This is a genomic window from Streptomyces sp. NPDC001606 (assembly GCF_053596835.1).
Map to the genome: position 1 here is coordinate 214,158 of NZ_JBSFHC010000007.1, position 13,202 is coordinate 227,359.

A 13,202-nucleotide genomic window follows, 5' to 3' on the forward strand; every position below is an offset into this window, starting at 1 on the left:
TCATCCAATCGCGTGGTCGAAGTAGTGTGCGAGCCGGTCGCGGTCGGCGCCGGCCAGGCCCATGTGGCCCTCGGCCTGCTCCGAGCTGATGGGCTGGTAGGCCGAACTGGCCATGACGTGCGGGGTGCCGTCCGCGTCGAGGACATCCGCCTCCGCGTGCACCACGCCGTTGGCCTCCCGGGTGATGCGGGCGACGGCCCGGTACGGGACACCGACCTGGAGCGGGCGCAGGAACTTGGTGCGCAGGGTGACCGAGAAGGCCAGCATGCCCAGGTCGAGGGCGATCAGGTCGCCCATCAGCTCGTCCACCAGCACGCTGACGATGCCGCCGTGCACCACCGAGGGGTAGGAGGCGTACTCGTCGGAGAAGGTGATGTCGGTGGCGAGTCGGCCGTCGTCCAGGCGGAACATCTTCAGCGCCAGGCCGATCCGGTTCCGCGGCGAGCAGCCGAAGCAGGCGAAGCGGGGTTCGTCCAGCCAGGGCAGCTCGACCGGGGTGCCCTCGGGGAGGGCGGTGGCCGTGGCCGTGGGGGTGCCCTGCTCGGCCATCACGCCTCGTTCCCGGCGGTGGCCAGCTCGGCGAGCAGCCGCCGGATGTCGCGGAGCTTCTCCACCGGGCGGCCGGTCAGCTCGGTCAGCGTGTTGAACAGCTGCCGGTGGATCCGGTCCCACTCGGTGCCGTCGTCGACCTCGCCGAAGTAGCGGAAGACCTCGTCGATGGTGACATGCCCGTCGAGTTCGGGGAGGTTGCCCTTGAACTTGCTGACCGGGTGGTTGTAACGCCCCTCGGGGTCGGCCATGTAGACGTAGAAGGTCTCCAGGACCGACGGCAGCTCCTCCGGGCGCTGGGCCAGCCGACGGGCGGTGTAGTGGATGAACTCCCGCGCGTGCCGCGCCTCGTCACCGCTCGCCCGCTTCATGATCTTGGCGATGACCGGCTCCTCGGCGAACCGGCTCACACACTTGTACATGTGGTTGGTGGCGATCTCGGAGATGATGTTGGTGGCGAGCGTCGCCGACGGGGTGATGCCCGGTGGGTACGGCGCACGCATGGCGTTGATCTGCTCGTAGCCGACATCGGTGCCGGCCAGCCGCAGCCACTTCTTGAACGCCAGGTGGTGCTGGAGCTCCTGGTAGCCCCACAGGCAGACGAACGCCGAGAAGTCGTAGTCGTCCACGAACTCGTTGAAGAAGCCGTGCTGCGCGGCGATCGAGTTGGACTCGCCCATGACGGCACCCATGGCGAAGGCGACGTACTCGGGCTTCACCAGGTCGGGCCGGAACTCGTCCCAGGGGATGTCGCTCATCTCCCAGGAGGCGGACTGGTACACGGGGAAGACGTCGTAGCTGTGCAGCGGCTCCGCGTCGGGGTCGCGGGCGGCCTCGATCTTGTACGGGGTGGTCACGGGTGTCCTCCGGTTCGGTTCCGGGTCGTGCCGGTTCGATCGGTCCTCGGTCCGGGGCCGGCGGCGGCCCGGACGACAGTCGCTAGGCGTTCTCGACGGCGGTGCCGGCGGTCTCGGCGGCCAGCTCGGCCAGCCGTTCCCGGGTGCGGGAGCGCTGCCACTTGCCGCTGGTGGTACGGGTGATCCAGCGCGGTTTGACCAGATGCACCCGGACGTCGGTGAAGTCCATCTCCCGTACGACCCGGGCGGCGATCTCGGCCTCCAGGCCGGGGCCGTCCTGCTTGGGGTCGGCCTCGACGACCACGCGGACCACCTCGCGGCCGTCCTCCGCCACATCGGAGAAGGCCACGCAGCGCTTGCGGTAGACGCCGGGCACCTCGCGGGCGACGGCCTCGATGTCGTCGGGGAAGTAGTTCTGGCCCCGGACGATGACCATGTCCTTGGTGCGTCCGGTGACGAACAGGTCGCCGTCGTGCTGGAAGCCGACGTCCCCGGTGCGGAACCAGCGCCCGTCGAAGGCGGCCGCGGTGGCCTCGGGCGCGTTGTAGTAGCCGGAGGTCACGGCCGGTCCCGCGATCTGCACCTCGCCCAGCTCGCCGGGCCCGCACACCCGGCCGTCCTCGGCGACCAGCCGCACCTCGAGCTGGTGCACCGGGCTGCCGAGCGCCACCGCGTCCTTCGCGCCCTCCGAACCCCGGGACACGGGGACAACCCGTCCGGTGGCGGCCAGTTCGGCCCGGTCCAGGGAGAGGATGCGGGGAGCGGTGCCGGGCCGGGGGAAGGTGATGCCGAGGGTCGCCTCGGCCATGCCGTACACCGGGTACATGACGGTGTCCCGCAGGCCCGCCGGCGCGAGATGGGTGGTGAAGCGCTCGACGGTGGCGGCGCTCACCGGCTCCGCCCCGTTGAAGGCGAGCCGCCAGGCGGACAGGTCCAGCTCCTTCACCAGTTCCGGTGGCGTGGAGTCCACGAACTGCTCGTACGAGAAGTTGGGGCCGGTCATCACCGTGCCGCGGTGCTCGGCGAAGTAGCTCAGCAGCTGCGCGGGGCGGCGCAGGAACGCGGTCGGGGTGAAGACGTGCACGTCGGCGCCGTTGAGCAGATGCGAGAAGAGACCGACCAGACCCATGTCGTGGAAGGTGGGCACCCACTGCATGAAGACGTCGTCCGGGCTGAACTCCCCGGAGACCGCGCAGGCCAGCACACCGGCCGCCATGGCGCTCTGGGTGAGCATCACGCCCTTGGGGGCGCTGGTGCTGCCCGAGGTGAACTGTACGACCGACAGGGCGGCCGGGTCGGCGGCGGGCAGCCGGTGCGCGTCACCGGGGACGGACACCTCGGGGTCGATCAGGACCAGGCCCGGTATCTGCTCCGCGAGGAGGGCGCCGAGGCTCTGGAAGGCGGTGCCGAGGACGAGGTGGCGGATGCCGGCGACGCCCAGGATGCGGGCCAGCCGGCGGGCGGTGCCCTGCTCGTCGCCGAAGCCGGCGGGCAGCGGCAGGACGCTGCACGCGGCCCCGGCCCGCTGCGCCCCGAAGAAGAGGCTGAGGAAGCGGGCGTCCGTGGGGACGAGGAGGCCGACGATGGTGCCGGGGCCGACCCCGTGCTCCATCAGGCCGAGCGCGCACCGCAGCGAGGACTCGGCGAGCTCGGCGGCCGAGATGCGCTCCTCGCTGCCGGGGAAGACGGCCACGGCGTCGGGCGAGGCCTTGGTGTGGTTCAGAAAGCATTCGGTGAGGGTGTCGCCGGACAACAGGGGGCTGCGCAAGGGGGGTTCCTTTCTTCCCTGAGCCGTGTGAAATCAGGGCACCAGATCGACACGCAACTCGGTCAGTCCGCGGAAATTGACGTGCGGGCGCCAGACGACGTCCTCGGTGCTGAGGGAGATCCGGCTGTAGCGCCGCAGCAGCTCGTTGAAGACGAGCCGTCCCTCCAGCTTCCCGAGCAGCGCGCCGATGCAGTAGTGCGGACCGCCGCCGAAAGCCAGCGGCTTGATGTCGGTACGGGTCATGTCGAGGGCGTCAGGGCGCTCGTACCGGCGCGGATCGCGATTGGCGGCACCGAGCAGGATCATCAATTTCGACCCGGCCGGAATGGTCTTGCCGCCGACCTCGACATCCGCGGTGGTGATCCGGGCGACGAGCTGCACCGGGGCGTCGTACCGGACGAATTCGTCGACGCCTTCCTCGATCAGATCGGGATTCTCCCGCAGCTTCTGCATCTGCTCCGGGTGCCGCAGCAGGGCCAGCGTGCCGTTGCCGATGAGATTGACCGTCGTCTCGTGACCGGCGTTGAACAGCAGCAGGACGTTGGCGATGATCTCGTCGTCGGAGAGCCGCTCGCCGTCCACCTCCGCCAGCATCAGCCGGGACAGGATGTCGTCCTGCGGTTCGCTGCGCCGCTTGGCGAGGTGCTCGGCGATATAGGCGCGGAACTCGACCACCGAGGTGTTCATGGCCTGCTGCGTCGCGTCGTCCAGGGCGGGGTCGACGACATGCCCGATGGCCTCGGTCCACCGCCGGCACTGGTCCCGGTCCTCCACCGGCAGCCCGACGAGCCCGCAGATCACGGTCACCGGCAGGGGCAGCGCGAGGGCGTCGATGAGATCGATACCCTCCCCGGCGCCCATATCGGCCAGGACCTTCTCCAGGATCTGTGAAATACGGGGACGCATGTCCAGTATGGAACGCGCATTGAACACCGGATTGACCAGACCCCGAATGCGCCGGTGGGATCCGCCGTCCAGCATGAGCATCCACATCCGGGTGTCCGTCACCACGGGACTCTCCCAGCCGCCCCGGTGCTCCGCCCACTTCTTGTCCCGGTGGAATTCACTGGTGAGTCGCGGATCGCGGAGGAGCTGCGCGGCCTCGTCATATCCGGAAACGACCCAGAACCCGAAGGGCGTCTGATGGACCGGTTCCGCCTCACGCAGTCGCGCATAGAAGGGATAGGGGTCGCTGCGCATCCTGGGATCACGCGGGTTATAGAGAATCTCCGCTTTCGCTGCGTCCATGACGGGACAGCGTGGCAGGGCTGCTCGCACCCCATCAATAGGACCAAGGTCCCACCGCCGACCCGCTGATAACCGGCGCGAGGTGCGGTCTAATGCGTAGGCGCGAGGGTCGTGGCCTGTGCGTGGGGGAGGGAGCTGTGGGAGCTGTGGTGGGCGACCCGGGGTCCCGCAGGGCGGTCGCGACGAACGATGCCGAGGGCTGATGTGACGTGCGCCACATTCTCCCCCTCGGTAGGCGCCGCCACCCACCGGCCCTCATCTCATTGTCTGTTCATGCTCAATCGCTGTGCGGCCGTCTGGCGGCCTCTTCGGTGACCGGAGGTCAAAAGTGACCCCTGAACCCGGAGAGCTTTCTGAGTAAGTACGCGCGTAAGTACTGCCGATAATTCAGCACGCTGTCCGCTGCGTCCAAGTCCCCGCCATCTGCGGCTACTTCGAGCGCTAGGCTGTGCCCGCTGCTCCTGTTCCCCCTGATGTCCCGGCTGACGGCCGGGGTGGTTGGAGCACTCCGAGAAGGAGTGCCCTGGAAGAGGGGAGCAGCCATGAGGGTTCGATCGTTCAGGAAGGCCGGAAAGCGCTGGCCGGGGCAGGACCGCTGTCAGGTGACCCTGTCGGCGCTCAGCCTTCTCGTGGCGGTCGCCGCTCTCGTGGAGCAAGTGATGCGGTGAGCCCGGCCGTGGGTTAGACGGCCGGGACCCACCGCCGCTCCACGGGCATGGTCCGGTCCGGGTTGCCTCCAGATCGGACCGTGCTCGGGAGCCGACCTCGCGGGATTGTGTGCCCCAGGCCGAAGTTGAGCAACAAGTCGGCCTACTTGTTGCTCAACTTGTTGGACAACACCAAGCTACACGCAAACGGTGAACGGCCCGTGTGGGGCTGGGGCATGTGCGACAGCCGGCATGCGCCCGGTGCCGGTGCCGGTGCCGGTGCCGGTGCCGTGCGGATGCGGCGCGGTCTACTCGTACACGGTCGCCGCTTGCAGAGCCCGGGCGAAGAACGCCCAGTCACCGCCGGACGGCTCCCACGAGCTTCCGCGCTACCCAGCCGGCCCCAACTTGCCTATGGTGCAGCTGATATGAGACTGGAGGTAAGTTTCTGATTGTCGGTTCGATAAACATCGCATTGGATATATCGAAAGCCCGAATTCCAGTCACTCTGGTCATTTATTCCGGCGAGTAGATCGTGATTCCCCGTCCTGTAGGTGCGGTAGCGTCGCTGACAGAGTGCTGTACTGCTATCCTCGGCCGTCTTGTACGGGGTTGTTGCGGGAACCTTTACGAAGCCTACCGTTTGCTCATCGTGAGGCGAGCTGCATTTAGCCAAATAAGAGGCGGTGATATTGCCTGATTTATCTGTTTGATCGACGTAGCAGTCGCCGATCTGCGAGTTCTGTAGGTAGATCTGTTCTCCTAGCTTACGGAATTTACCCACATCCCCGGTTACGGGTACCGTTTTGTCGAAGACGATGCAGGCGGTTTTGTGCACCCCGTTTCGCCATCCCTGCTCCGTTGGCGGCAGGGAGTAGGGCTGAGCATCGGCCATTGCGTTGACCGTGTCCTTCACGTCTGACATGCATCGGATATAGCCATTAGCTTGGGCATCCGAGACTGATGTGGCAACATCGGATGCTAGCACTTGCCCGTCAGGGATATCGTTCGTGCAGTCCACTAGAGTCAGTTGTGGTAGTTCTGTGAATTTTCCACTTCTCCAGTGAGCTGTAACACAGTCGCCGGGGCGCAACTCCGCTGGCAGCCCGACCGCGTCTCCGTATGGTTCAACGGGGCCAGTCGCCGAGGGGCTTAGTGGCGGCCTGGAATTCGGTGGCTGTGTTGTGGAGCTAAGCGTTACTGTCAACCATGAAACCAGGCCGACGGCAAGTGTTGCCGCTGTGAGGATAATTGCGCGGCGGGAAATTCGCTTCTTCGCCTGACCGGGTCTGTCTTCAGCTGATGTTGGCATATGGGGGTTGACTGGATGATGCTTTGAGTTTGAGCGCTTTGCCGCAGGGTGACTGGTCTGTGTGACGGTTGCCTGTAGTGTCCGCGGACCCTCGGTTGTGAGTTGGGTGAGCAGGTGTGTTGCTGCCTCGGGGCTAAGTCTCTGGGCCGGGTCTTTCGCTAGCAGCTCGAGAAGAATGGGCGCCAGGTTGCCCGCTCGGCGTGGTGGCGTGGGGTCTTCGGTGAGCAGTGCGGTGAGCGTCCCGACGGGGGTACCACGGTCAAAGGGGCCCCGCCCCTCGACCGCAAAGTAGAGAGTCGCTCCGAGTGAGAATATGTCCGATGCGGGCGTCGGGTCGCCACCGCGGGCGCGTTCCGGAGCCAGGTAATCGGGGGTTCCGATTATTCCCGAGACGGTGGTCAAGCGAGGCTCACCGGCGTCCTCCCGAAGTGAAATGCCATAATCGGTCAGGAGTGTCCGTCCATTCCCTGCATTGCTGAGTTCGTGGGGGTCGAGACTGGTCACCAAGACGTTCGATGGCTTGACATCCCGGTGCAAAATGTGCAACTGATGGCCCGTAGTCAAAGCATCAAGTAGCGCCAGGCCAATACGAGCCGTAACAGCTCGCGACACCGGACCGTCATCACGGACCACTGCCTCAAGATCTCGCGCACCAGGCACGTACTCCATGACAATCCACGGCAAATCCTCGTTGACGACGCAGTCATACACGGTAATCACGTGGGGATTACCCCGGAGTCGTGCTGCGTGCCGTGCCTCGCTGCGGGCTCTGGCGATGCGTGCATTCAGCTCGTGTTCAGAGAGGTCTGGTGGGACGGCTAGTTCCTTGAGGGCGACCTCGCAGTCCAGCTCCTGGTCATGGGCGAGCCAGACACGACCCATACCACCGGCGCCTAGGTTGCTCAGCAAACGGTAGCGCCTGGCGATTATGCGGCCTGCTGCGTCGCCTGTCGTCGCCATACCAGTTCCGTCTGGTCGTGCAAAAACAGATCTACTATTATTATGCCCCTACCGATGGCAGAGCGCATGTTGAGGGGCCTTGCCGCCGCTTAATCTTGTCAAAGATGGCGCGGTGGCGCGCTACGACTGCCTACATCGGTTGGATCCCCACGACGTGCCCCCCTCTCCGGGTAGGCGACTGATTGCTGTGCGGGCGGCCCGGTCGGCTGCCTGGCACGCGGTGAGCGGAGCGAGTTGCCTTGCTGGGAGGAGAGAAGGCCTTTATTCCGCTGGGATGAGGTGCTCGTCGTGGCTGTGGATATGCGGGCCAGGCCGTTCAAAGCGTCCAGGAGTCTCATCGCGAGGCCTCGATCATGCGCTCGCTGATCCTGAGAAGTGAGCCAGGAGACGGCAGTGGCCTCGCGATGCCGGTCTCGGAGGTCTCGTCGGGTTGCCGGCGCCGGGGCGGCCCTCAAAGGTGCCGTCTCGGCCTGGGAGGACCCGGAGAAAGTGGACCAGGTCCTGCACGCCATCGACACTCGCCTCGACGGCAAGCAGGCGGAGGCTTGGTCTCGGAAGCGCAACCGCCGGATCCTCAACGTCGCCGTCCTCGACTGGATGCGGCGCCGGCCGCGCGGTGGCAAACGGCTCCACGCCTTCTTCGCCACGCTGTACTATGCGACCCCCGGTCCGAGGAAGCCGTCGCCATGCGGGTGGAGGGCGTGGCCCTTCCCGAGCCCGACGCCGACCCCCAGTGGTGCGAGCTGCTGATCCCTCCGGGGGGACCTGCTCTTCCGGGGCGAGTTCGGGCCTGGCGCAGCGCGCGCAAGGCCGTACTGCCCCCGCACGTCTTCGAGTCGCCCACCGGGCGGCGCGTGTACGACAACCGGAACACGCGTCTGACGAAGTGGCTCAACGACGGTGTCCCGCCCGCCCAGGTGGCCGAGTGGGCCGGGAACAGCGTCGCCGTGCTGCTGGCGACCTACGCCCGGTGCGTCGACGGGCAGCTGCCGGACCTGAAGCGGCGACTGGAGGCCGCGGGTGATCTCCCGGAGACGGAGCTGCCGGGTGCTGGCTGATCTTGCACGGTCGGAAAACTTCGACACGTATTCGACACGGCCACCCGCAAAAACCCGGTGACAGCCGGACGGCCCCGGAGTCCGCCCTTGAGCGCAGGGTGGGCGCCCGGGGCCTCGTCGTGTCGGCCCGTACCCTCCCTGACCAGCAAAAAGCCCTCCCGGATGGGAGGGCTGTCGCGGCGCCCCCGGCAGGACTCGAACCTGCGGCCAAGCGCTTAGAAGGCGCCTGCTCTATCCGCTGAGCTACGGGGGCCTGGTGGACGGGACCAAGGATAAAGCTCCCTGTTCCTCGACCCTGTCGCTTCGCCTCCGTGGCTCGATGTGGAGGTTCGGTGAAGCGGTCCTGATAATCGCAGGCAGGTACGAATCGTGCAGTGCTTTTGGCGTCCGGCGCCACCGGGTGTTGTGCACTCGTTATGCCTGGGCCGCGCCCGTGTCCCACTAGTCCCTTCTGCCCCTTCTGCGCCGTCGGCGCGCAGACAACGCCATATGCTTCAGAATTCCCCTAAAATTGGGCATTCTTCGCATGTGGTGACCTTGGACGTTCGGCCTCAGCTGCTCGACACACTCTCCGCTCTGCGCGACCGTGTCGCCGCCGCACGCTTTCCGCTGCCCCTGGCCGGGGCCCCACGCGCGCGTGCCAACCGCGACGAACTCCTCGCGCAGCTCGACGATTACCTCGTACCCCGCCTACGGGAGCCCGAGGCGCCGCTGCTGGCCGTCGTCGGCGGCTCCACGGGCGCGGGCAAGTCCACCCTCGTCAACTCCCTCGTCGGACGCCGGGTGAGCGAGGCGGGCGTGCTGCGGCCCACCACGCGGACGCCCGTCCTCGTCTGCCATCCGGAGGATCATCACTGGTTCAGCGGCATGCGCGTGCTGCCCGATCTCGCGCGCGTGTGGGTGCCCCAGGAGGACGCCGGCGACGACTTCCTGCTCTCCGGCGACGAACCCACGCGCGTGCTGCGCGTCGAGACCGCCGACACCCTCCCGCGTGGCCTGGCCCTCCTCGACGCCCCTGACATCGACTCCCTCCTCGCCGACAACCGCGTCCTCGCCGCCGAGCTGATCTGCGCCGCCGACATCTGGATCATGGTCACCACGGCCGCCCGCTACGCCGACGCGGTGCCCTGGCATCTGCTGCGCACCGCCAAGGAGTACGACGCCGCCCTCGTCACCGTCCTGGACCGGGTGCCCCACCAGGTCGTCTCCGAGGTCTCCCGGCAGTACGGCGCCCTGCTCACCAAGGCCGGACTCGGCGACGTACCCCGCTTCACCGTGCCCGAGCTGCCCGAGTCCGCGTGGGGCGCCGGGCTGCTGCCCGCCAGTGCCGTCGCGCCCCTGCGGACCTGGCTCGTCCACCATGCCCAGGACCCCGCCGCCCGGCACCAGGTCATGGCCCGTACCGCCCACGGCATCCTCGACTCCCTCAATACGCGCCTGCCCGAGCTGGCCAGCGCCGCTGCCGCCCAGTACGCGGCCGCCCTCCGGCTCACCTCGGCCGTGGAGGCCGCCTACGACAGCGAGCACGCGCGGGTACGCGGCCGGCTCCAGTCCGGCGCCGTACTCGCCGGGGACGCCCTCAAGCGCTGGCGCGCCTTCCCGCTGGACTGCGCCGCCGGCGAGCTGCTCGACGCCCTCGTGGAGAGCCTCGCCGCGCTGCTGCTGTGCGCCGTCACGGCCGCCGATGAACGCGTGGACGAGGCCTGGCGCCGCGAGCCCGCCGCGGCCGCCCCCTCCCTCGCCGAGCGCGACGCCTCCCCGGAGAACGCCGAGCACCGCATCGGGCTTGCGGTACGGCGCTGGCGGCGCGAGCTGGAGGAGTACGCCGAGGACGAGGTGCGCGAACTGGAACGGACCGTCGCGCCCGACGCCGAGGCCGTCGCCGCGCTGGTCGCCACCGCGCTGCTGGGCGGCCGGCGGGCGCGCAGCGCGGGCGAGGGGCTCGCCGAGCGGCTCGGTGCGCACGGCGCGCTACGGCTGCGGGACCGGGCCGGACGGCTGCTCAACGAGCACGTCGACCGCGTCCTGCACGCCGAACGCGAACGGCGGCTCGCCCCGCTCGACGCCCTGGACGTCCATCCCGAGCCCCAGGCCGAACTGATCGCCGCGCTGTCGGTACTGCAAAAGGAGAGGTGACCGGTGACCGCCCTCACTGACCACGACCACACGGAGCACACCGATCACATGGGGCCCACCGAGCACCGCAGCAACCCTTGCAACCAGGGCAAGCATGGCCATCAGGGCAGTGCGTACGGCAGTGACACCATCGGTCATCCGGCCGGGGAGCCCGACGCCCTCCCGAAGTCCGGTGAGGCGCCGGCCACCGGCGGGGAGGGCGGCGCGGAGCACGCGCGCGCGGAGGAGGCAGGGGGCCGGGAGGGAACCCCCCAGCCCGACGGGCTCGTACCCGCTGACCGGCCTGTGGTGTCCGACCTGTCCGCGGCCGATGAGAAGCCCGGGGCCGAGAAGAAGCCCGTGCTGGAAAAGTCCCCCGACAGACCGCACGACAAGCACACCCACAAGCACACCGACCAGCACAGCGACGACCTCACCGGGGACCAGACCGACCCGGCTCCCCAGCCCCCCGCCACTCATCAGGCCATCCCTCAGCCCCCGCACCCCTCAGCGCCGGCCCCCCGCCCCACCTCGGACGCAGCGGATTCAGCGAAACCAGCGAGTTCGGCGGATTCAGCTGACGCGCCGGCCGACACCGACACCGGCCCCGACCGCCACTCCCTCGCCCGCCACTCTCTAGCCCGCCACTCTCTCGCCCGCCATTCCACCGACCGCGACTCCGCCGACCGCGACTCCAGCGACCGCGACTCCGCCGAGGCCTGGGACGACGGTCTGATCGCCCGGCGGGTCACCGAGGCCACCGCTGCCGCCCTCGCCGCCGAACGGGCCGCCCTGGAGGTCACGAGCCGCGGCCCGGGCGCCCAGAACCCGGTCCCGCTCGCCTACGACGGACCCCTCCGCTCCCGTTTGGACGCCCTGCGCGAGCTGGTCGGACTCTCCCGGGCCCGCCTGGACAGCCGTACCCTCGCCGAGGCGGGCCGCGTGCTGGACGAGGCGGCCGCGCGGCGCAAGCTGTCCGGCCGGCACACCGTCGTCGCCATCGCGGGCGCCACCGGCAGCGGCAAGTCGCAGCTGTTCAACTCCCTCGCCGGAGTGGCCATCTCGGAGACCGGCGTCCGGCGTCCCACCACGGCCGCGCCCATCGCGTGCAGCTGGAGCGACGGCGCGGCGGGCCTCATCGACCGGCTGGGCATCCCGGGCCGGCTGCGCCGCCGCCCCCTGCACAACCCGGAGTCCGAGGCGCAGCTGCGCGGTCTCGTCCTGGTCGACCTGCCCGACCACGACTCCGCCGCCGTGGAGCATCGCGAGCAGGTCGACCGGGTGCTGAAGCTGGTCGACGCGGTGATCTGGGTGGTGGACCCGGAGAAGTACGCCGACGCCGTCCTCCACGAGCGCTACCTGCGGCCCATGGCGGGCCATGCGGAGATCATGTTCATCGTCCTCAACCAGGTCGACCGGCTGCCCGGCGACGCCGCCGACCAGGTGCTGGACGATCTGCGGCGACTGCTGGACGAGGACGGCATCGCGCTCGGCGAGTACGACGAACCGGGCGCCACCGTGCTCGCGCTGTCCGCGCTCACCGGCGAAGGCGTCGGCGAACTCCGCGAGGCACTCGGCCAGTTCGTGGCCGAGCGCGGCGCCGCCGCCCGCCGTGTCGGGGCCGACGTGGACGCCGCGGCGGCCGAGCTGCGCCCCGTCTACACCACCGGGCGCCGGGTCGGGCTCAGCGAGGAGGCCCGGGAGGAGTTCGCCGCGCGGCTCGCGGACGCGGTCGGCGCGACGGCGGCGGGCGAGGCGGCCGAGCGCGCCTGGCTGCGCAACGCCAACCGGGCGTGCGGCACGCCGTGGCTGCGGCTGTGGCGCTGGTATCAGAGGCGGGGCGGCTCGGCGACCGGCCGGCACCTCGTACGCCAGCAGCCGGACGAGGAGGCCACCGCCCGGCAGCGCGTGGAACAGGCGGTCCGTACGGTGGCCGACCGGGCCTCCGCCGGACTGCCCGCGCCCTGGGCGCAGGCGGTGCGCGAGGCGGCGGTGCGCGGCGCGCACGGCCTGCCGGAGGCGCTGGACCAGCTCGCCGCACGCGCCGGACTGCCGCCGGGGCGGCCTCCGCGGCCGGGCTGGTGGCCGGTCGCGGTCCTGGTCCAGGCGGCGATGACGCTGTTGCAGATCGTGGGCGGGCTGTGGCTGGCCGGCCAGATCGTGGGTGTCATGGCGCCGAACCTGGGGGTTCCGGTGCTGCTGATGGTGTGCGGGATCGCCGGCGGCCCGCTGGTCGAGTGGGGCTGCCGGATCGCGGCCAGAGGCCCGGCACGGCGCTACGGCCAGGATGCGGAACGGCGGCTGCGGGAGGCCGCGGCGAGCTGCGGCCGGGCCAGGGTGCTGGATCCGCTGGCGGCCGAGCTGCTGCGTTACCGGGAGGTGCGGGAGCAGTACAGCCGGGTCGTGCGGAGCGGAGCGGCCGGGACCGGCGCCGGAGCCGGGGCTGGAATGAGGTGAGGTGAGGGCCGCGGCCGGCCGTGACGGAGGGTGAATCACCAACGCGGAGGAGGGCTTTCACCCGTCCGGGTGGCGGAGTTGTCCACAGGCGCGGGGGTGTCCACAGCGCTCAGCGGGCCCGGCCCGGCGGAGGCAGTCTGAGGTCACGGCGATCGCACGGCGGACCCGGCCGGCAGATACGGGATACGGCGGGCGCGGTGCGGTCGGCGGGACGTGCGGGCGTGTACGGAT

General features: G+C 69.2%; 8 protein-coding genes and 1 tRNA gene. 3 read left to right on the forward strand and 6 right to left on the reverse strand.

Annotated features, from left to right (window positions below):
- From ACWCV9_RS16265 to ACWCV9_RS16285, 5 genes are all read right to left on the reverse strand, one after another.
- Positions 1–549 (reverse strand): PaaI family thioesterase, encoded by a 549-nt coding sequence (locus ACWCV9_RS16265; RefSeq protein WP_450787209.1) that lies wholly within the window; start codon positions 547–549, stop codon positions 1–3.
- Positions 549–1,406, reverse strand: coding sequence for a ferritin-like domain-containing protein (locus tag ACWCV9_RS16270; protein ID WP_450787211.1), 858 nt, complete (start codon positions 1,404–1,406; stop codon positions 549–551). Before ACWCV9_RS16270 ends, ACWCV9_RS16265 begins: the two co-directional genes overlap by 1 nt.
- Before the next feature lie 82 nt (positions 1,407–1,488).
- Positions 1,489–3,174, reverse strand: coding sequence for an AMP-binding protein (locus tag ACWCV9_RS16275; protein WP_450787213.1), 1,686 nt, complete (start codon positions 3,172–3,174; stop codon positions 1,489–1,491).
- Between the two features lie 33 nt (positions 3,175–3,207).
- Positions 3,208–4,422 (reverse strand): cytochrome P450, encoded by a 1,215-nt coding sequence (locus ACWCV9_RS16280; RefSeq protein ID WP_450787215.1) that lies wholly within the window; start codon positions 4,420–4,422, stop codon positions 3,208–3,210.
- Between the two features lie 1,059 nt (positions 4,423–5,481).
- The gene (locus ACWCV9_RS16285; RefSeq protein ID WP_450787217.1) at positions 5,482–7,341 is read right to left on the reverse strand and encodes a protein kinase domain-containing protein; all 1,860 of its coding nucleotides are present in this window, start codon (positions 7,339–7,341) and stop codon (positions 5,482–5,484) included.
- 686 nt (positions 7,342–8,027) lie between these two features.
- Here ACWCV9_RS16285 and ACWCV9_RS16290 point away from each other — a divergent pair.
- Positions 8,028–8,399: a hypothetical protein gene (locus tag ACWCV9_RS16290; protein ID WP_450787219.1), complete on the forward strand. Its 372-nt coding sequence runs from the start codon at positions 8,028–8,030 to the stop codon at positions 8,397–8,399.
- A gap of 180 nt (positions 8,400–8,579) precedes the next feature.
- On the opposite strand, the gene ACWCV9_RS16295 is transcribed toward ACWCV9_RS16290, so the two are convergent.
- A tRNA-Arg gene (locus tag ACWCV9_RS16295) sits at positions 8,580–8,652 on the reverse strand.
- 275 nt (positions 8,653–8,927) lie between these two features.
- Between ACWCV9_RS16295 and ACWCV9_RS16300 the strand changes: the two genes are divergently transcribed.
- Together ACWCV9_RS16300 and ACWCV9_RS16305 are read left to right on the forward strand one after the other, a co-directional pair.
- Positions 8,928–10,535, forward strand: a complete 1,608-nt coding sequence (locus ACWCV9_RS16300; RefSeq protein WP_450787221.1) for a dynamin family protein — start codon at positions 8,928–8,930, stop codon at positions 10,533–10,535.
- Between the two features lie 3 nt (positions 10,536–10,538).
- The gene (locus ACWCV9_RS16305; RefSeq protein WP_450787223.1) at positions 10,539–12,971 is read left to right on the forward strand and encodes a GTPase; all 2,433 of its coding nucleotides are present in this window, start codon (positions 10,539–10,541) and stop codon (positions 12,969–12,971) included.
- Positions 12,972–13,202 lie beyond the last annotated feature (231 nt).